The sequence below is a fragment of the Zobellella endophytica genome (genome assembly GCF_003012775.1).
Classification (GTDB): Bacteria; Pseudomonadota; Gammaproteobacteria; order Enterobacterales; family Aeromonadaceae; genus Oceanimonas; species Oceanimonas endophytica.
Genome location: NZ_PXYG01000004.1, coordinates 278,091 through 297,740, shown reverse-complemented (window position 1 = coordinate 297,740; position 19,650 = coordinate 278,091). Strand labels below are relative to the sequence as shown.

19 protein-coding genes, 1 rRNA gene and 1 riboswitch are annotated in these 19,650 nt (G+C 61.1%); of the genes, 10 read left to right on the top strand and 10 right to left on the bottom strand.

What is annotated here, in order from left to right; genetic code table 11:
• A 16S ribosomal RNA gene (locus C7H85_RS11930) occupies positions 1-354 on the bottom strand; the annotation flags it as partial.
• 565 nt (positions 355-919) lie between these two features.
• On the opposite strand from C7H85_RS11930, the gene C7H85_RS11925 reads away from it, so the two are divergent.
• The gene (locus tag C7H85_RS11925) at positions 920-1,390 is read left to right on the top strand and encodes an RNA recognition motif domain-containing protein (RefSeq protein ID WP_106729940.1); all 471 of its coding nucleotides are present in this window, start codon (positions 920-922) and stop codon (positions 1,388-1,390) included.
• An 8-nt stretch (positions 1,391-1,398) separates the two neighbouring features.
• Here C7H85_RS11925 and murI read toward each other — a convergent pair whose 3' ends face one another.
• Both murI and C7H85_RS11915 read right to left on the bottom strand, forming a co-directional pair.
• On the bottom strand, positions 1,399-2,190 hold the full coding sequence (gene murI, locus C7H85_RS11920) for a glutamate racemase (RefSeq protein ID WP_106729922.1): 792 nt from the start codon (positions 2,188-2,190) through the stop codon (positions 1,399-1,401).
• Positions 2,191-2,272: 82 nt separating this feature from the next.
• A complete protein-coding gene (locus tag C7H85_RS11915) occupies positions 2,273-4,096 on the bottom strand; it encodes a TonB-dependent receptor domain-containing protein (RefSeq protein WP_106729921.1) in 1,824 nt (607 codons plus the stop codon).
• A 41-nt stretch (positions 4,097-4,137) separates the two neighbouring features.
• Positions 4,138-4,342, bottom strand: a riboswitch (cobalamin riboswitch).
• 145 nt (positions 4,343-4,487) lie between these two features.
• On the opposite strand from C7H85_RS11915, the gene trmA reads away from it, so the two are divergent.
• Positions 4,488-5,585 (top strand): tRNA (uridine(54)-C5)-methyltransferase TrmA, encoded by a 1,098-nt coding sequence (gene trmA, locus C7H85_RS11910; protein ID WP_106729920.1) that lies wholly within the window; start codon positions 4,488-4,490, stop codon positions 5,583-5,585.
• 47 nt (positions 5,586-5,632) lie between these two features.
• Here the strand turns inward: trmA and C7H85_RS11905 are convergent, their stop codons facing one another.
• The 3 genes from C7H85_RS11905 to rpmE form a co-directional block, all read right to left on the bottom strand.
• Positions 5,633-6,877: a malic enzyme-like NAD(P)-binding protein gene (locus tag C7H85_RS11905; protein ID WP_106729919.1), complete on the bottom strand. Its 1,245-nt coding sequence runs from the start codon at positions 6,875-6,877 to the stop codon at positions 5,633-5,635.
• Between the two features lie 120 nt (positions 6,878-6,997).
• Positions 6,998-7,744, bottom strand: a complete 747-nt coding sequence (locus tag C7H85_RS11900) for a thermonuclease family protein (protein WP_106729918.1) — start codon at positions 7,742-7,744, stop codon at positions 6,998-7,000.
• A 108-nt stretch (positions 7,745-7,852) separates the two neighbouring features.
• Positions 7,853-8,068: a 50S ribosomal protein L31 gene (gene rpmE / locus C7H85_RS11895; protein WP_106729917.1), complete on the bottom strand. Its 216-nt coding sequence runs from the start codon at positions 8,066-8,068 to the stop codon at positions 7,853-7,855.
• Between the two features lie 139 nt (positions 8,069-8,207).
• On the opposite strand from rpmE, the gene priA reads away from it, so the two are divergent.
• The gene (gene priA / locus C7H85_RS11890) at positions 8,208-10,403 is read left to right on the top strand and encodes a primosomal protein N' (protein ID WP_106729916.1); all 2,196 of its coding nucleotides are present in this window, start codon (positions 8,208-8,210) and stop codon (positions 10,401-10,403) included.
• 3 nt (positions 10,404-10,406) lie between these two features.
• Here priA and C7H85_RS11885 read toward each other — a convergent pair whose 3' ends face one another.
• Positions 10,407-10,997: an LON peptidase substrate-binding domain-containing protein gene (locus C7H85_RS11885; protein WP_106729915.1), complete on the bottom strand. Its 591-nt coding sequence runs from the start codon at positions 10,995-10,997 to the stop codon at positions 10,407-10,409.
• Between the two features lie 169 nt (positions 10,998-11,166).
• Here C7H85_RS11885 and argS point away from each other — a divergent pair, with 169 nt between their 5' ends.
• The 7 genes from argS to C7H85_RS11850 all read left to right on the top strand — a co-directional run bounded on the left by argS (position 11,167) and on the right by C7H85_RS11850 (position 17,464).
• Positions 11,167-12,921: an arginine--tRNA ligase gene (gene argS / locus C7H85_RS11880; RefSeq protein WP_106729914.1), complete on the top strand. Its 1,755-nt coding sequence runs from the start codon at positions 11,167-11,169 to the stop codon at positions 12,919-12,921.
• Position 12,922: 1 nt separating this feature from the next.
• A complete protein-coding gene (locus tag C7H85_RS11875) occupies positions 12,923-13,504 on the top strand; it encodes an SPOR domain-containing protein (protein WP_106729913.1) in 582 nt (193 codons plus the stop codon).
• An 81-nt stretch (positions 13,505-13,585) separates the two neighbouring features.
• Positions 13,586-14,116 (top strand): ATP-dependent protease subunit HslV, encoded by a 531-nt coding sequence (gene hslV / locus C7H85_RS11870; protein WP_106729912.1) that lies wholly within the window; start codon positions 13,586-13,588, stop codon positions 14,114-14,116.
• Between the two features lie 49 nt (positions 14,117-14,165).
• Positions 14,166-15,494, top strand: coding sequence for an ATP-dependent protease ATPase subunit HslU (gene hslU / locus C7H85_RS11865; RefSeq protein WP_106729911.1), 1,329 nt, complete (start codon positions 14,166-14,168; stop codon positions 15,492-15,494).
• A gap of 96 nt (positions 15,495-15,590) precedes the next feature.
• The gene (gene rraA, locus C7H85_RS11860) at positions 15,591-16,076 is read left to right on the top strand and encodes a ribonuclease E activity regulator RraA (protein WP_106729910.1); all 486 of its coding nucleotides are present in this window, start codon (positions 15,591-15,593) and stop codon (positions 16,074-16,076) included.
• 132 nt (positions 16,077-16,208) lie between these two features.
• Positions 16,209-17,000: a threonine/serine exporter family protein gene (locus C7H85_RS11855; protein WP_106729909.1), complete on the top strand. Its 792-nt coding sequence runs from the start codon at positions 16,209-16,211 to the stop codon at positions 16,998-17,000.
• Complete coding sequence (locus C7H85_RS11850; protein ID WP_425445069.1) at positions 16,997-17,464, top strand: threonine/serine exporter family protein; 468 nt, start codon at positions 16,997-16,999, stop codon at positions 17,462-17,464. The genes C7H85_RS11855 and C7H85_RS11850 overlap by 4 nt, the downstream gene beginning before the upstream one ends.
• 33 nt (positions 17,465-17,497) lie before the next feature.
• Here C7H85_RS11850 and C7H85_RS11845 read toward each other — a convergent pair whose 3' ends face one another.
• The 3 genes from C7H85_RS11845 to fieF form a co-directional block, all read right to left on the bottom strand.
• Positions 17,498-17,707: a cell division protein ZapB gene (locus C7H85_RS11845; protein ID WP_106729907.1), complete on the bottom strand. Its 210-nt coding sequence runs from the start codon at positions 17,705-17,707 to the stop codon at positions 17,498-17,500.
• A gap of 141 nt (positions 17,708-17,848) precedes the next feature.
• Positions 17,849-18,631 carry a serine O-acetyltransferase gene (cysE, locus tag C7H85_RS11840; RefSeq protein ID WP_106729906.1) on the bottom strand — a complete coding sequence of 261 codons (783 nt, stop codon included), beginning with the start codon at positions 18,629-18,631 and terminating at the stop codon, positions 17,849-17,851.
• Positions 18,632-18,634: 3 nt separating this feature from the next.
• Entirely contained in the window at positions 18,635-19,570 is a 936-nt protein-coding gene (gene fieF / locus C7H85_RS11835; protein ID WP_106729905.1) for a cation efflux pump FieF, read from the bottom strand.
• Positions 19,571-19,650 lie beyond the last annotated feature (80 nt).

Here is a 19,650-nt window from a genome sequence, read left to right as displayed (position 1 = left end):
GCCTCCCGTAGGAGTCTGGGCCGTGTCTCAGTCCCAGTGTGGCTGGTCATCCTCTCAGACCAGCTAGAGATCGTCGCCTTGGTGAGCCATTACCTCACCAACCAGCTAATCTCACTTGGGCTCATCCAATCGCGCAAGGCCCGAAGGTCCCCTGCTTTCCCCCGTAGGGCGTATGCGGTATTAGCCGTCGTTTCCAACGGTTATCCCCCTCGACCGGGCAGATACCCAAGCCTTACTCACCCGTCCGCCGCTCGCCGGCAAAAGTAGCAAGCTACTCTCCCGCTGCCGCTCGACTTGCATGTGTTAGGCCTGCCGCCAGCGTTCAATCTGAGCCATGATCAAACTCTTCAATTTAAAGTTCGATACTCAATGAATTGCTGAAGTGTTTGTGCACTTCGACAGTCATTGAAAAACAGTATTTTTTTGTTTCCCAACGCACTGCGAGTGCCCACACAGTTTGCTTGATAGATTGTTAAAGAGCGTTGACCTGGTGTTGGTCAGGGCTGCGTATTCTACGCCGTCCTTTTGATTCGTCAAGCGTTAAAACCGAAGTTTTTACCGCTTGTTGACCGTGGCGTGGTGCGCCGTGTCAGTGGATGCGCATTATAGGCAGCCGCGCTTTTTGCGCAAGGGCTTTTTGGTGAAAAACATCTCTTTCGGACCCATTTGCTTATATCCCAAGCAAAAGCACAGCTTAGGCACAGGGTTATGCACAGCGAAAGTACCGTTTCGGTACCGGTTGCCGGCATTTTGCTCAGTTTCTCTGGTTTCATTACCCAAGATCACATTTATGCGTCTTTTTGGACTGCTCGTTGTTACCGCCAGTCCAATTGAGGCTATGCTGATGATGATGGCACGTCCGCCACCGACCCGGTGTCGGCATGCCGGAGACTCACTCTTCCTTGAGATTAGATTGCCGATGAAGTTATCCCAGTATCCATTATATGTTCAGTCTGCTTTATTCGCCGTTGTGCTGGCCATCGCCGGCTACTTGCTTATCACCCTGCTCAACCCGCCTCTTGAACCGGCACTGATGTTTGCCCTCGGACTTTTGCTCGGTGGCTTTTGTGCTCCTTTGTTGATCCGGCCCGCCAGCCCGGACGAGATCCCGACCACGACCCTGTACGTCGGCAACCTGCCTTATCGTGCCAACGAAGCGTCGGTCCGGGCCTTGTTCGAGACCTTCGGGCAGGTGCTGTCGGTTCGCCTGATGAAAGACAAACAAACCGGAAAACGCCGGGGTTTTGGTTTTGTTGAAATGCCGAAAGACGCCGCCCAGGCGGCGCTGCAGGCGCTGAATGACTCCGAGTTCCAGCAACGCACCCTGAAAGTCCGGGAAGCAAACGAGCGGAAGGAGGAAGACAACGAGGAGAGGCAGGAGCCCTCCTGAGCCTGTGCTCAGGGCGTAAACAGTTCCAGCACTCCGAACCCTTCGTTAACAAAGGCCCCTGCCTGCAGCCGGGCCTTTTCTGTTTCCCGGGTACAGAATGCCAGACCTACCGGCTCCCCCGTTGCCTCGACGTATTCGGCCAGCAAGCTGCTGACCCGGCGCGCAATCGCCGAGCCCGAATCCACCAGTAACGACTCGGGCAGCCATTGCTGGATCTCGTCGGCCAATAATGGAAAGTGGGTGCAGCCCAGGACGACGGTGTCCGGTGCGGATGCCCCTAGCCAGGGGGCCAGCACCCGTCCCAGCAACGTTCGATCGACGGCCAGTCCGGCCAGCTTGTCTTCCGCCATTTTGACCAGTTCGGTAGTGCCCAGCAGGCTCACCTCCAGATCGGCGGCAAAATGCCGGATCAACTGCGCCGTGTAGTCCCGCGACACCGTGCCCGGCGTGGCCAGCAGACCCACCTTGCCATGACCATGGGCCCGGCTATGGGCAGCGGCGGGCTTGATGGCGGGAACCACCCCGACCACCGGCACGGTCAGTTGCTGGCGCAATGCCGGTAATACGTAGGTACTGGCGGTGTTGCAGGCGATCACCGCGATATCGATATGGTGCCGGGCAACAAAGACGTCGAACAGCTCGCTCACCCGGGCCACCAGCCGTTGCTCGCTCAGCTCGCCATAGGGAAAGCAGGCATTGTCGAACAGATACAGGTATTGATGGCCGGGCAAGGCCTTGCGTACTTCCCGGTACACGGATAAACCGCCCATGCCGGAATCGAAGATAAGAATGGTCGCCACTGACTGCCCTCGCTGTGCAAGGCCGCCATGATAACGCCAAAAGCGGGGATGAAAAAGCCGGCACAGTGGCCGGCTCAAGGGGTTAGAAGCGGTAGTCCGCCCCGACATAAAACTCCATGCCAGGAGCATCGTAACCCGCGATCACCTGGTAATCCTTGTCGAACAGATTATTAAGTTTACCGGTCAGACTCAGCTGTTCGGTCAGCCGGTAACGGGCTCCCAGATTCCATACGGTATAGGATGGCAGGGTGACATTGCCCACATCGGGCCGTTCCCCGATATACAGAGCCTGGGCGAACCAGGTCGCATTCAACCAGTCGGCCTCACCTTCCCAGCTGGCCTTGCGCTTGGCGCGACGGAGCAATTGCTGATCATCGTTGTTACGATCCTTGGCGTCGGTATACTCCAGCACCACCCGGTGACGCACCGGCCCGGTGCTGGCCTTCAATGATAGCTCGGCCCCTTCGATCAGCGCATCCGTGTTCTCGGCCGAATTCACCGGCAGGAAAGTACTGGAATCGAACACGATAAGATTGTCGATTTCGTTACGGTAAAGGTTCAGTTCCCAGTTGAGCCAGGCATAATCGCCGACCAGGCCCAGTTCCCAGTTTTCCGACTCTTCCGGCTGCAACTCCAGGTTGCCGCCGAAAGGCGAGTACAGATCGATGAAGTTCGGAGCCCGGTAGGCCGTCCCATAGCTCAGGGTAGCCTTATGGGCATGAGGTAACGCCCACGACAACGCGCTCTGCCAGGTACCATGGGTACCGAACTGTTCATTATCGTCTACCCGGCCGGTCAGCTCGAGCGAAAGCAGAGACCAGGTTTGGAACAGGGACGCATAGACCCCGGTATTGTCTCGGCTCGGAGCCTCAAACGCCATGCCGAACAGGCCGGAGTCATCCAGCAGCCGCTCCCGCTGCCAGTCCAGACCGGCCAGTACGTATCCATTGGCGGAATGCTTGTACTGGACCAGCCAGCCCAGCCTCCCGATGCCGGTTGTAATGGCTTCCGCCGAACCTTCGCCCAGCGTGTCACGCCAGCTCTTCAGTTCGGTCTCACTGTAGCCACCATCGAAGCGGACATTCAGCCGCTTATCGGCATAGCCGATGGCGGCATCCAGCTGATAGGTTTCCCGTTCACTCTCGTTGGCCGAGGTGCCGAAATCGAAGGCCTGGGTGAAGTCATACTCCGACCTGTTTTGCCAGCCCATGGCCGAGGCATCCAGGGTCCAGTGGTCATCGAGGTGGTGAGTCAGCCCCAGCAGACCGTTGAACTGGGTGAAACCGTCGCTGTCCGGCTGCCCCTCTGTCGGCCGGGTGTCGTACCCCCGGGTTTCACGATAGCCACCCATCAACTGCAGATGGGTTTGTTCACCGATCCAGCGGTTCAGGGCCAGATTGCCTTCGTAATAGTCGTTGCTGCCGGCAGTGACCCCGAGGCGGGTCTCATCGGCCTCGGTGGTGGTGATCAGATTGATCACCCCACCGATGGCATTGGCACCGTAGATGGCGGCCCGGGGGCCGCGAATGTACTCGACCCGCTGGATACCGCTGATCGGAAACTCGCTCCAGTCCACGCTACCGGAAACCGACTGGGCGATTGGTCGTCCGTTGATCAGCACCAGAGTGTGGTCCGATTCCGTGCCCCGGGTGAACAGACTGGTTTGCTGACCCAAGCCACCGCTCTGGGTACCAAATTGGATGCCTGGCAGCGAACTCAATAATTCGGCCATGGATTTCGGCTGGCGCCGCTCTATGTCGGCCCTGGTGATCACCTCAACCGGTGCCAGCACCGTGCTTCTCGGCTGTTCAACCCGGTTGTGAATGGTGATATCGGTAGCTTCGGAGGTATTTTGGGCGAAGGCCGCCCATGGCAGCAAAGCGGCTGCCAGCCATTGTTTGGACATCTTGTGCTTCCCTAGAACGCGTAGCATCGGCTGCCAGGCCCTTCCTGGCAGCTTCTTTGGCAGGTTTTCGGGCTTAAAGGCACAGATGCGCGGGCATCTACCTAGGCGACAGCTTCCCACCAGGATATGGCAGTGCTCGGGGCTTTCCCCTCGTCGCTTTCGTTCCTCCTTACCGCTGCGCGCCAGCTCCGGATTCTCACCGGATTCCCGTTTACGCCTGTCGGCACCAAAGCGCGGGCATTATAGGGAATGGGGGCGATGCTGTATACCAAAACAGCCATCGAGAAAGCTGGATGGCTATAGCCAGGAGAGAAAGCAAGGTATCGCCTATAAACTGGACAAATGATCCAGAGTCCTTAGAATCGGCGGCTCGCTGTACAGGAGCCCCATCATGATCCACCTCGATACCACCCACTATTCCCGCCAGTTGGCGGAAAAAGCCGAGCGCCTGCAGGGCCAGTTTGCCGGCTTTGCCCCGCCGCCACTGGAGGTCTTCTCCTCCCGGCCGGAACATTACCGGATGCGGGCCGAGTTTCGGGTGTGGCATCAGGGGGACGATCTTTACTACATCATGTTCGATCAGGCCAGTAAGCAGAAATACCGGGTCGAGCAGTTTCCCGCCGCCTCGCAGCTGATCAACCAGGCCATGCCGCTGTTGCTGGAGGCACTGCGCCCCTCGCCGGTGCTGCGCCGCAAGCTGTTCCAGGTGGATTTTCTGTCGTCCCTCAGCGGTGAGCTGGTGATCAGCCTGCTCTACCACCGCCAGTTGGATGAAGACTGGCACCAGGCGGCGCGGGCATTGCGTACGCAGTTGCGTGAACTGGGCATCATGGCCGACATCATCGGCCGGGCCAAGAAGCAGAAATGGGTGGTCGAGCGCGACTACGTGGTCGAGAAGCTGCAGGTGGCGGGCCGCGAGCTTGTCTACCAGCAGGTGGAAAACAGCTTCACCCAGCCCAACGGCCGGATGAACGAACAGATGCTCGAATGGGCGCTGGACGTGACACAAGGCGCCAGCGGCGACCTGCTTGAGCTGTACTGCGGCAACGGCAATTTCTCCCTGGCCCTGGCGGCCAACTTCCGCCGGGTGCTGGCCACCGAGATCGCCAGTTCCTCGGTCAAGTCGGCCCAGTACAACATCGCCGCCAACGGCATCGACAACGTCACCATACTGCGGATGTCGGCGGAAGAATTCACCCAGGCCATGCGCGGTGTGCGCGAGTTTCGCCGGCTGCAGGGCATCGACCTACAGGGCTACCAGTGCAACACCATACTGGTGGATCCGCCCCGCGCCGGACTGGATCCCGACACCGTCAGGCTGGTGCAAGAATACGACAATATCATCTATATCTCCTGCAATCCCGAGACCCTGCAGCAGAACCTGGACGAACTGGCGCAAAGCCACCGGCTCAGCCGCTTCGCCCTGTTCGACCAGTTCCCCTACACCCACCATATGGAAGCCGGGGTCTACCTGACCCGCAAGCCATAACGCCAAAAGGGGAGCCTAGGCTCCCCTTTTCTTTAGCGGGCCTTTGTTCAGTCCAGCATATAGTCGGCAGGCAGTTCGATGCCGGCCACGCCGGACTCGACCGCCGCCACGGCCACGGCGCGCGCCACGCGCGGCAGCAGGCGCGGATCCATCGGCTTGGGGATCACATAGTGCTTGCCGAATTCCAGGGCTTCCACCCCGGCGGCGGCCAGCACTTCCTGGGGCACCGGCTCCTTGGCCAGGCTGCGGATGGCTTCAACCGCCGCCACCTTCATCGCGTCGTTGATGCGGGAAGCGCGCACGTCCAGGGCACCCCGGAAGATGAAGGGGAAGCACAGCACGTTGTTGACCTGGTTGGGGTAGTCGGAGCGACCGGTCCCCATCACCAGATCCTGGCGCACAGAATGGGCCAGCTCGGGCTTGATTTCCGGATCCGGGTTGGAGCAGGCGAAGATCACCGGGTTTTCCGCCATCATGGCCACGGCTTCCGCCGGCAGCACGTCCGGACCGGACACGCCCACGAATACATCGGCGTCGGTGATTACGTCTTCCAGGGTACGTTTGTCGGTGTTGTTGGCAAACAGTGCCTTGTACTCGTTCAGATCGTCGCGACGGGTGTGGATCACGCCCTTACGGTCCAGCATGTAGATGTTCTCACGCTGGGCGCCACACTTGATCAGCAGCTCCATACAAGCCACGGCGGCGGCGCCAGCCCCCATGCACACGATGCGGGAATCGGCGATGTCCTTGCCCTGTACTTCCAGCGCGTTAAGCATGCCGGCGGCGGTGACGATGGCGGTGCCGTGCTGGTCGTCGTGGAACACCGGCACGTTGCAGCGTTCGATCAGCGCCTTTTCAATCTCGAAGCATTCGGGCGCCTTGATATCTTCCAGGTTGATGCCGCCGAAGGTATCGGCAATGGCCGCTACCGTTTGAATGAATTCCTCGGTGGTGCGGTGCTTGACTTCGATGTCGATGGAGTCGAGGTTGGCGAACCGCTTGAACAGCAGGGCCTTGCCTTCCATCACCGGCTTGGAGGCCAGCGGGCCCAGGTTGCCCAGGCCGAGGATGGCGGTGCCGTTGCTGATCACCGCCACCAGGTTGCCCTTGGCGGTGTACTTGTAGGCGTTCTCGGGATCGGCGGCGATTTCACGCACCGGCTCGGCCACGCCCGGGCTGTAGGCCAGCGCCAGATCCTTGGCGGTTTCTGCCGGTTTGCTGATTTCAACGGAGATCTTGCCCGGTTTGGGGAAGGCATGATAGTCGAGCGCTTGTTGGCGAAAGTCGGTCATTTCTGCGAATACCCTGATGCGATTGGTGACATTTTTACGGTTTAACTGTGAACAAGTTTACCATAATGTTTATACAATGTGATAGTAATCAACTTTTTCGGAATTGCCCAGCCCGGTCGTTCATTTTTTATGCTCCCCGGCAAACTGCCAGGGATGATCCAGCCGTAGCCGCCATGCGTCCCGGACCCGGTACACCCGCCCCCGGACCAGCAGCCGCTGCCCCGGCTGCAGGGCCGACAGCCGGTCCAGTGCCGCCGCCGGCAACCGGCTCCCGGCGTGCAACCGAAGGCGGTGTTCCAGCATCAGCTGCACATCGCCGCCCCGGCGGCGCACCTCGGTGATGCGGCCGGCCAACGCCTGCCATCCGCCAGCGGATGGGGCTGCCGGCAGGGGTCGCTGCCATATCCCACGCCGGGCACGATAGGCGGCCTGTTCGGCCTCGAACAGGCAGGGCCAGTGCCGGTGGTTGGGCGGTATCATCAATAACGGCCCCAGGCCGAGGGACAGCATCTGCTCTGCCAGCAAATGACCCGAGGCCGTGAGCGGGTGGGCCAGCCAGCGGCCATAATCATCACGTCTTTTGATTCCAAAAACCAGTTTCAAACGAATCTCTTCACTTATTTTATTTAACAGCCACCGCCGTGCCTGCTCGGCCCCGGGCTCGACGGCCTTTTTTCGGTGTTTATTGAATTCTGGTGTATCGATACCGATAAAGCGGATCACTCTGCCGTCATCAAGAATGACGGTGTCACCATCTATTACATGGCGAACAGATACCGTTTCGTCCGGTATCAGGCGGGGGCAAGCAGCCCCCGCGAAGAACGGCAGGAAAAGACAACAAAGAAAGATAACGCGCCCTGTTCGCATCCGCTCGTTTCACTCCGGTGCCACTGTCCGCTAACCATGGTCAGGCCGGCCGTAAAGTGCAAACAAAAAAGGCGCCCGAAGGCGCCTTTTTCTCGCAACCGAGGCTGCTTATTTTTTGCTGGCCAGCGCGCCGAAACGCTTGTTGAAGCGATCGACACGGCCGCCGGTGTCAACGATCTTCTGCTTGCCGGTGAAGAAGGGGTGGCAAGCGGAGCAAACGTCCAGGTTCAGATCATGGCCCAGGGTGGAGCGGGTCTTGATCTCGTTACCGCAAGAACATTTGGCAACAATTTCTTTGTATTCCGGGTGGATACCTTGTTTCATGGACAACCTCTGTCGGTAGGCCGTGTCGCTATCTGATCCTGAGCCAGACACCACACGTAGTGATACACGTTTTGTGAAGGGTGCGAATAATATAGGATTGCCTTTTTTCAGGCAAGGGTAAACGGGGGAAAAATCACCAATGTCGATACCGGCCGCGCATGGCTTGCTCAGGGTTGTTCTGCCCGTACCGCTGCGGCGGGAATTTGACTACCTCTGCCCCCTCCCGCTGCCCGCCAGGGGCTGCCGGGTCCGGGTGCCTTTCGGCAGCAGAACCATGGTGGCCCTGGTGCTGGACCACCCGGATCACTCCGGGGTCGAACGCGACAAACTGAAGCCCGTCACCGGCCGACTGGATGAGCACCCCGTCCTGCAGGAACAGGAGCTGCGGCTGCTCGACTGGGCCGCGCAGTACTATCTGCACGCCCCCGGCGAAGTCTATTTTCAGGCCTTGCCCACCCTGCTGCGCAAGGGCGAGGCCGCCAGCTACCGCAGCATAGACTACTGGCACCGGCTGGCGTCCCAGGAAACGGTAGCACTGCGGGCCGTGAAGCAGCGGCAGGCCCTGGCCCTGCTGGAGCCGGGCCCGCTGACCGCCGGCGAGCTGGAGGCCAGGGGCATCGGCACCGCCGTGCTCAGGGCCCTGGCGGACAAGGGACTGCTCGAGAAAAGAGAACAGCTGCCGGCGACCCGCGACTGGCGCCACCAGATCGCCATCGCGCATCAGGACAAGCCCCGGCTGAGCACCGAGCAGGCACTGGCCGTCAGTTGCATCGCCCAGGCCGACGGCTTCAGCCCCTTTCTGCTGGAAGGCATTACCGGATCGGGCAAGACCGAGGTCTACCTGCAGGCGATGGAGCCGGTGCTCGCGGCCGGTCGCCAGGTGCTGGTACTGGTGCCGGAGATCGGCCTCACGCCGCAGACCATCGCCCGCTTCGAGCGGCGCTTTCAGGTTCCGGTCAGCACCCTTCATTCCGGCATGTCCGAGCGGGAGCGGCTGGACGCCTGGTTGTCCTGCCGGGACGGCACCGCCGCCATCGTCATCGGCACCCGCTCGGCGCTGCTGACACCCTTCCGGGAGCTGGGGCTCGTCATCATCGACGAAGAGCACGATGGCTCCTTCAAACAGCAGGACGGGTTTCGCTATCACGCCCGGGATCTGGCGCTGCTGCGGGCCCGGCAGTTGGCCATTCCCATCGTGCTGGGCTCGGCCACCCCCAGTTTCGAGAGCCTGCACAACGCCACCAGTGGCAAATACCGGCTGCTGACCCTAAGTCAACGCCCCGGCAGCGCCACCCTGGCCGAGCACCGGCTGCTGGACAGCAAACACGTGCAGCTGCACGCCGGGCTGTCACCCCAACTGCTCCAGCTGATGGAACAGGAGCTGGCCGGCGGCAACCAGGTGATGCTGTTCCTCAACCGGCGCGGCTATGCCCCGGTGCTGCTCTGCCACGACTGCGGCTGGCTGGCCGACTGCGAACGCTGCGACGCCCACTATACCTGGCACAAGGGCCAGTCCCGGCTGCATTGCCATCACTGCGAGCATCAGCGGCCGGTGCCGCCCCAATGCCCGCACTGCGGCAGCCGGCAGCTGCTGGGCACCGGTCTCGGTACCGAGCAGGTAGAGCAGGCCCTGGCCGGCCTCTTCCCCCAATACGGCATCATCCGTATCGATCGGGACAACACCCGGCGCAAGGGCAGTTTCCAGCAGCACCTGGAAGGGATCCGCACGGGCAGGTATCAGATCCTGCTCGGCACCCAGATGCTGGCCAAGGGTCATCACTTTCCCGACGTCACCCTGGTCGCCATGCTGGATGTGGACGGCGCCCTGTTCGCCAGCGATTTCCGCGCCACCGAGCGCTTTGCCCAGCTGTACATCCAGGTGGCCGGCCGGGCCGGCCGGGCCAGCAAGCCGGGCCGGGTGGTGCTGCAGACCCACCACCCGGACCACGCGCTGCTGCAGGATCTGGCCAATCAGGGCTATCGCCATTTCGCCCTCGGCGCCCTGCAGGAACGACGGCAGGCCGGCTTGCCGCCATTCAGCTTCCAGGCGCTGTTCCGCGCCCAGGCCACCAAGGCCCAGTATTGTCAGGACTTTTTATTGCAGTTGACCCAGCAGCTGATGCCGACCCTGCCCGGGGAAGTGCGCAGCCTGGGGCCTTTCAGTGCCCAGATGGAACGCAAGGCGGGCCAGTACCGCTACCAGCTGCTGCTGCAGGCGGGCAACAGACGCGAACTGGCCAGGGCCTGTCGCCAGGCCCTGGCCATTATCGACACCCTGGCGGCCGCCCGCAGGGTGCGCTGGTCGCTGGATATCGATCCGGTCGAGCTGTGGTAGTCGCTAGTGGCGGCTGCCCGGCTGCGGCTCCCGTTTCAGCATCGACATCAGGAAGGCCAGCGCCCGGCGGCAGCTGTCTTCCGCCATCAGCAACTGGGCCTGCTCGGTGTTGAGTGGCAGCACTTCCAGCCAGCGCTGGGTTACCCAGGCCGCATCCCGCCAGCGCGGGGCCGGGTGCAGCTCGGCCAGTTCGGGATACTCGTCGAAGACTTCCCGCAGCTTGTCGGACAGCACCTGTTCGAAGGGCGACAACTGGCAGGCCTGCCAGTTGTCGAGCAACTCCACCTCGGCGCACAGCAGCCCGTCCCGTTCCCGCTCCAGGGTACGGATGCGGAAGCGTTCCGAAGCCTCGACGGTAATGCCCAGCAGGCCGTCGTCCAGGGTATAGAAGTCGGTGATGTCGACCCGGGTACCCAGCATAAAGAGGTCGCTGCTGCCGTCGTCATCCTGCGTGCCCAGCATGCCGATGCCAAAGCCGCTTCCGCTGCGGCTGGCCTCGCTGACCATTCTTATGTACCTGGGTTCAAAGATGCGCAAGGGCAGTTTGCCACCGGGCATAAGATGGAGGGTCAGCGGTAAGAGTGCCAATTTCATGGCCTGTCCCCCATCGTCGGATAATGGCCATAAAGACCCGCCTTCGTGGTCCGCGCTTTCAATCGAAGCCCGCTCTGGCGCCAAACGGTAGTTTTCTGTCCCCGTTATGAGTAGAATTTGTCCCCCCCAGGTTATCTTCCGACCTTGTCTTAATTTTGGTGAACTGACAATGAAAGAACATATTCAAGCGCTGCTTGAGCAGACGGTCTCAACCCTGAAACAGCAGGGCAAGCTGCCCGCCGAGCTGGCCCCCCGTATCCAGGTAGACCGGACCAAAGACAAGGCCCACGGAGACCTCGCCACCAACCTGGCGTTGCTGCTGGCCAAGCCCGCCGGGCAGAATCCCCGCGCCCTGGCCCAGTTGCTGGTGGACAATCTGCCCGTTTCCGAGCTGGTGGCCAAAACCGAACTGGCGGGCCCGGGCTTTATCAATTTCTTCCTCGACAGCGGCTGGCTGGCCCGGCAGATCGACGCCATGGTGGCCGACGAACGCGCCAACGTGCCCTTGGCCGAACAGCGCCAGACGGTGGTGGTGGACTATTCCGCCCCCAACGTGGCCAAGGAGATGCATGTGGGCCACCTGCGCTCCACCATCATCGGCGATGCCGTGGTGCGTACCCTGGAATTCCTCGGTCACAAGGTGATCCGTGCCAACCATATCGGCGACTGGGGTACCCAGTTCGGCATGCTGATCGCCCATCTGGAAGAGTTGGAAAAACAGAATCCCGAGGTGCTGTCCTCCGGCTTGGCGGATCTGGAGCAGTTCTACCGGGAGTCCAAGCAACAGTACGACGCGGATGCGGACTTCGCCGAGCGCGCCCGCAGCTATGTGGTCCGGCTGCAGGGTGGCGATGACTACTGCCTGAACATGTGGCAGAAGCTGGTGGACATCACCCTGCAGCACAACCAGCAGGTCTACGACCGGCTCAAGGTGTCGCTGAGCCCGGCGGACGTGATGGGCGAGAGCATGTACAACCCCATGCTGGCGGACATCGTGGCCGATCTGCAGCAGCGAGGCCTGGCGGTGGAAGACGACGGCGCCATCGTCGTCTACCTGGACGAGTACAGGAACAAGGACGGCGATCCCATGGGGGTCATCATCCGCAAGAAGGATGGCGGCTACCTCTACACCACCACCGACATCGCCTGCGCCAAGTACCGCTATGAGCGGCTGGGCGCCGACCGGGTGCTCTATTTCATCGACTCCCGCCAGCACCAGCACCTGATGCAGGCCTGGAGCATAGTGCGCAAGGCCGGCTATGTGCCGGAGTCGGTCAGCCTGGAGCATCACGCCTTCGGCATGATGCTGGGCAAGGACGGCCGCCCCTTCAAGACCCGCTCCGGTGGCACCATCAAGCTGGTGGATCTGCTCGAGGAAGCGGAGGAGCGCGCCGCCGCCCTGCTGGCGCAGAAGCAGACCGAGCTCAGCACCGAGGAAAAGGCGCAGGTGGTCAGCCGGGTGGCGATGGGCGCGGTGAAATACGCAGACCTGTCCAAGAGCCGCACCACCGACTACATCTTCGACTGGGACAACATGCTGTCGTTCGAGGGCAACACCGCCCCCTACCTGCAGTATGCCTATACCCGGGTACAGTCCATCTTCCGCAAGGCCGGGGTCACCGCCGCCGGCCTGCAGGGGCAGATCAGCATCCAGGCGCCGGCGGAAGAGGCCCTGGCGCAGAAACTGGTGCAGTTCAACGACACCGTCAAGTCGGTGGCCGACAAGGGCATGCCGCACCTGCTGTGCCTCTACCTGTACGAACTGTCCGGTGCCTTCATGAGCTTCTACGAGGCCTGCCCCATCAACAAGGACGGCGTGTCGGACACCGAGCGGGCCAGCCGGCTGCGCCTGTGCGCCGCTACCGCCAAGGTCTTGCAGCAGGGTCTGTTGCTGCTCGGCATCGACACCATGGAACGGATGTAAGATGGCCAAGGATTACGTGCGCCGCAGCAAGCCGAAACGCAACGGCCGCACCGCCAAAAGCGGCGGCCGGACTCGCGCGCCCGAACCGCGGGTCCCCTGGCTGGCCGTAATCCTGGTACTGGTACTGCTGGCCGGCTTCGGCTACCTGATTTACCTGATCAAGGGTTCAGCGGACTCGCGCACTGTCGAACCGCCGGCCGCCGCCCGGACTCCGCCGCCCGCGGCGCCGGTGAATCCCATCGATCAGAAACCGGTGGAAAAGTGGCGCTACATCGAGCAGCTCGAAAACAAAGAGATCGTCGTCGATGTGCCGGAAACCGCCGCCCAGCGTGCCAAGCCCGAGGATGCCCCGGACAAGCGCTACATCATGCAGTGCGGCTCCTTCCGCTCCGCCGAGCAGGCCGAACAGCTCAAGGCGCGCATCGCCTTCCAGGGACTGGGGTCGGAAGTCCGCCGTTCCGAAGGCAGCAACGGAGTCTGGTACCGCGTCATCATGGGACCCTACCCCAGCCAGCGCGTGGCCGAGCAGGACAAGCACAAGATGAGCCGGCTCAATACCGATTGTGTCGTCAGACAGGGTTGAACTCTCCCGGCTCAGCCCCCATTTCTGTGATCATGACATTTCTGCCAGTCCCGCTGGCTACACCGTCAAGTGAGGTTCACAGTGACAACAATCGTTTCAGTTCGCCGTAACGGCAAAGTGGTCATCGGCGGCGACGGCCAGGTTTCCCTGGGCAATACCGTGATGAAAGGCAATGCCCGCAAGGTACACCGCCTGTTCAACGGCAAGGTGCTGGCCGGATTCGCCGGCGGCACCGCCGATGCCTTTACCCTGCTGGAACGCTTCGAAGCCAAGCTGCAGGCCCACCAGGGCAACCTCGAGCGTGCCGCCGTGGCCCTGGCCAAGGACTGGCGAACCGATCGCATGCTGCGCCGGCTCGAAGCCCTGCTGGCCGTCGCCGACGACAAACACTCCTTTATCATCACCGGCAGCGGCGACGTGGTGCAGCCCGAGCAGGATCTGATCGCCATCGGCTCCGGTGGCGCCTTCGCCCAGTCCGCCGCCCGCGCCCTGCTGGAAAATACCGAGCTGGAAGCCCGCGACATCGTCGAAAAGGCGTTGACCATCGCCGGTGACATCTGCGTCTATACCAACAGCAACCAGACCATCGAAGAGCTCGACTACAGTCACTGATTTTGTCCCGGGGCGGCCAGCCCCCGCGCCCGTACTACAGGAATTGATTATGTCTGAAATGACCCCGAGAGAAATCGTCCACGAGCTGGACCGCCATATCGTCGGCCAGTCCGAGGCCAAGCGCGCCGTGGCCATCGCCCTGCGCAACCGCTGGCGCCGCATGCAGCTCACTCCGGAGCTGCGCCAGGAAGTCACCCCCAAGAACATCCTGATGATAGGTCCGACCGGGGTGGGCAAGACCGAAATTGCCCGCCGCCTGGCCAAGCTGGCCAACGCGCCCTTCATCAAGGTCGAGGCGACCAAATTCACCGAAGTGGGCTATGTCGGCAAGGAAGTAGACACCATCATTCGCGATCTTACCGATATCGCGATGAAGATGACCCGCGAACAGCAGATGGAGAAATTCCGTCATCGGGCCGAAGAGGCGGCCGAAGAACGGGTGCTGGACGCGCTGTTGCCCAACCCGCGCAATACCTGGGGCGAAGAGGAAAAGGCCGACAACAGCAACAGCCGGCAGATCTTCCGCAAGAAGCTGCGCGAAGGCCAGCTTGACGACAAAGAGATTGAAATCAACGTCTCCGCCCCGCAGATGGGGGTCGAAATCATGGCGCCACCCGGCATGGAAGAGATGACCAGCCAGCTGCAAAGCATGTTCCAGAATTTGTCCGGCAATACCAGCAAGCAGCGCAAAATGAAGATCCGGGATGCGCTCAAGCTGCTGGTGGAAGAAGAAGCCGCCAAGCTGCTGAACCCGGAAGAGCTGAAGGAACAGGCCATCGCCGCGGTGGAAAACCAGGGCATCGTGTTTATCGATGAAATCGACAAGATCTGCAAACGTGGCGAAAGTTCGGGCCCGGACGTGTCCCGGGAAGGGGTGCAACGGGATCTGCTGCCGCTGGTGGAAGGTTGTACCGTCAACACCAAGCACGGCATGGTGCGCACCGATCATATGCTGTTTGTTGCCTCCGGCGCCTTCCAGGTGGCCAGGCCATCGGATCTGATCCCCGAGTTGCAGGGCCGGTTGCCAATCCGGGTGGAGCTGAACTCGCTGACCACCGATGATTTCGAGCGCATCCTCACCGAGCCCAGCGCCTCGCTCACCGAGCAGTACAAGGCGCTGCTGGCCACCGAAAACGTCACCGTCGATTTTACCAAGGAAGGCATTCGCCGGCTGGCTGAGGCCGCCTGGCGGGTCAACGAAACCACCGAGAACATCGGTGCCCGCCGCCTGCACACCGTGATGGAGCGGTTGCTCGACGAGCTGTCCTACGAGGCCACCGACAAGTCGGGCGAGACCATAGTGATCGACGAAAACTATGTGGATCGTTACCTCAAGAACCTGGTCGAAGACGAAGATCTGAGCCGTTTTATCCTCTGATCCGGCCAATAACGGGAGCGGTCACATTATTGTGATTGAAAACCGCTCCCGCCTCTTTATACTGAGGTTACCTTGTTTCCAGATGTGGCTGATTCCATGGAATACAATACTTCTGAACTGTGCGATACCTACATTGACATGGTGGACGTGGTCGAGCCCATGTTCTCCAGTTTCGGCGGCCGAAGCTCCTTCGGCGGCACCGTTTCCACCATCAAGTGCTTCGAGGCCAACGGCCTGATCATGGAAGCGGTCAAGGCCAACGGTGTCGGCCGGGTGTTGCTGATCGACGGCGGTGGCTCGTTGCGCCGGGCGCTGATCGACGCCGAGATAGCCGAAGTCGCGGCGGAAAACGGTTGGGAAGGTATCGTCTGCTATGGTTGCGTACGCGAAGTGGACGCCCTGGAAGAGCTGGACATCGGTATTCAGGCGCTGGCCTCCATTCCGGTCGGGGCCGACGACAGCGAGATCGGTGAACAGGATATCCCGGTCAACTTCGGCGGGGTCACCTTTCTACCCGAGGATCACCTCTACGCCGACACCACCGGTATCATCCTTTCTCCCGAGCCGCTGGACATCGAATAAGCCCTGCTCCCCATTTCAGCCCAAGGCCTGTCACGCGACAGGCCTTTTTGTTTTATTACCTACAAATTGATGACGGACAAGATAAACTGGGGAAGAATGGAGTAAAAGTACACCATAAAGCGGAGGCGTTTTATGCAGCAGAGTACCGAGTCTTCTTGTTCTTCCCCCTTCCCGCAGCGGGAGCTCACCCGGATCACCATCAGGATCGGTCAGCTGCTGATGCAGCACGGCGCCGAAAGCGCGCTGATTGAGACCCTGACCCGCCGCGTCGGCCTGGCCCTGGGCGTGGGCAGCGTCGAGGTCAGCCTGGCCAACGATGCGCTTATCGTCACCACCCTGTATCGGGAACACTGTGTGACCACCACCCGCCGCTGCCCCGATCGGGGCATCAACATGCAGATGGTGTCGGAGCTGCAGCGCATCTGCATCATGACCGAAAAGGGGCTGCTCGACGGCCGGGGCGTCCGCCGGCGGCTCGATCGCCTGCAGCCCCTGCATTACCCACGTCCCCTGGTGATCCTGATGGTGGGGCTGTCCTGCGCTTCCTTCGCCCGGCTGGCCGGCGCCGACTGGCCGGTGTTTGCCCTCACCTTCGTCGCTGCCGCCTGCGGCATCGGAGTGCGCCAGGAGCTGGCCTTACGCCATTTCAATCCCCTGCTCAATTTCGCCGTGACCGCCTTCGTCACCACTCTGATTTCCAGCCTGGGGTTGCTGTACCAATGGGGGGAACAGCCCTTTCTGGCGGTGCCTTCCGCGGTGCTGATGCTGGTGCCCGGCTTTCCCCTGATCAATGCCGCCGCCGATATGGTCAAGGGCTACATCAATACCGGCCTGGCCCGCTGGACCCTGGCCACCCTGCTGACCATGGCCACCAGCATCGGCATTATTTCGGCGATGAATCTGCTTGGTGTCCGGGGGTGGTGATGACGCTGATGACAGGGCTGGCCAACGACATGCTGTTTGCCACTGTGCCGGCACTGGGCTTTGCCCTGCTGTTCAATGTACCGTCCAGGGCGCTGAAATATTGCGCCCTGGGGGGAGCGCTCGGCCACGGCAGCCGCTACCTGCTACTGGATGCGGGCATGCCGATCGAGTGGGCCACCTTTTTCGCCGCCACGCTGATCGGCCTGCTGGGCTGGCACTGGGCGCGCCGCTTTCTGGCCCATCCCAAGGTATTTACGGTGGCGGCGGTGGTCCCCATGATACCGGGGGTTTACGCCTACAAGGCGATGATCGCCCTGGTGGAGATCAGCCAGCACGGCTATACCCCGGAGCTGTGGGGCAGCCTGGTGGCCAACGTGATCAAAGCGATGTTTATCGTGGCCGGACTGGCCATCGGGCTGGCGATGCCGGGATTGCTGTTCTACCGGCGGCGTCCCCTGGTGTAAAAAGATAACGCCGGCATGGCCGGCGTTCAGTACTCAGGCGTTTTCTTCTACCTGATCGATCTTGCCCAGCAACACCCGCAGGCGTTCCTGCCAGGCATCGTGTTGCTGCTTCAACTGCTGGTTTTCCTCACCCAGTTTGCCGTTCTGCTCTTTCAACTCTTCCACTTCCATTTGCAGCAAAGAAATGGTGTCAACCGCAGCCTGGATTTTGGACTCCAGTTTTTCCAATACATCAAAAGACATGCACTAACCCCTAATCATCATCAATCGGCCCGCAGGCCCCTCAGCGCCCGAGGATACCCCGGGCAATGTCAGACAACAAGCGGCCCCGGCGATGCACTCGCCATTTACCGCAAATTTATGTCGGGCACGTCAAGAAAAGTCTCAGATATTCTGGCTCATATCCAGCGACGGTTTGTCCGAACCGGGACGCCCCACCACCCTGGCCGGCACCCCGGCCACTGTGGTATGCGGCGGCACCGGCTCCAGCACCACGCTGCCGGCGCCAATTTTGGCGCCTTCGCCCACTTCGATATTGCCCAGGATCTTGGCCCCGGCGCCAATCATCACCCCTTCCCGGATCTTGGGATGGCGATCACCGCCTTCCTTGCCGGTGCCGCCCAGGGTCACGTTCTGCAGAATGGACACGTCGTCCTCGATCACCGCCGTCTCGCCCACCACGATACCGGTGGCGTGATCGAACATGATCCCCTTGCCGATCCTGGCCGCCGGGTGCACATCAACCCCGAACACCACCGAGATCTGGTTCTGCAGATAGGTCGCCAGCGAGCGGCGTCCGTGGCGCCACAGCCAGTTGGAAATCCGGTAGCCCTGCAACGCATGGAATCCCTTCAGGTAAAGCAGGGGCGTAGAAAACAGCTCGACCGCCGGATCCCGCTCCTGCACCGCACAAATATCCATGGCCACCATGTCCAGGATAGCGGGCTCTTCGTCCAGCGCCACCTCGATGACCTCTCGCAGGCTGATCGCCGGCATCACCGAGCTCTCCAGCTTGTTGGCCAGGATAAAACTCAGGGCACACTTCAGGCTGTCATGGTTGAGGATGGTGGAGTAGAAAAAGCTGCCGAGCATCGGCTCTTCGGTAATCATCCGCTGCGCTTCTTGGCGGATACGTGACCAGGTGCTGGATTGAATGCCGTCTTCCATGGATTAAACCTTGTTTTCTAGAAATTGATGTTCACTCATATCCTGAGAATGGGCCTCACGAGGCAGTACCGAAATGGGGTCCATATGAATAATGATGTCGGTATCGGGAAACAGCGACCGCAGTTCCCGCTCTGCTTTATCGGCGATGCGATGGGCCCGTACCAGGGGCAGCTGATCGTCAAGTTCCAGATGCAGCTGAATAAAACGGGTCTGGCCCGACTGCCGGGTACGCAGTTCATGCAAGCCGTGCACCCCTTCCACCGCCAAACAGGTATCAATAATGCGCTTTTGCTCTTCTTCCGGCAACTGCCGGTCCAGCAACATCTGCACCGAGTCATAACCGATTTTCAAGGCGCCCTTGAGAATGTAGCCGCCGAGCAGCACCGCAAAGACGCCATCGGCCCAGTGCCAGCCGTACCAGGCCAGGACGATGGCCAGCAGCACCCCGACATTGAGCAGGATGTCCGAACGATAGTGCAACTGATCGGCGCGGATCGCCACCGAGTGGGTGCGTTTGATCACATAGCTCTGATACAGCACCAGGCCGGCAGTCAGCACCAGTGAAAACAGCATCACCCAGATCCCCATGGCTGCATGGGTGACCTCTTGAGCATTCAGCAGCCGGGAAATGCCGTTGATGACCAGGAAGATCGCCGAGCCGCTGATAAAGGCCGACTGGGCCAGCCCCGCCAGGGATTCGGCCTTGCCGTGGCCGAAGCGGTGTTCCTGATCCGGCGGCACCAGGGCATAACGAATGGCCATCAGGTTGATCAGCGAAGCGCTGATGTCCAGCAGGGAGTCGGTCAGCGAGGCCAGCATACTGGCCGAACCGGTATAGAACCAGGCCAGCAGCTTGCCCAGGATCATCAGGCCGGCCACCACCGCGGCGGCGATGGCGGCGGAGGTGACCAAACGGGAATAAGCAGAGGTGTGCGTCATGGGTGAGCCGGGTCGGAAGCGTTATCCTAGTATACCGCCGCCGCCGTCCGAATGTGACCCCGGGTGTAACTCCCGTGGCC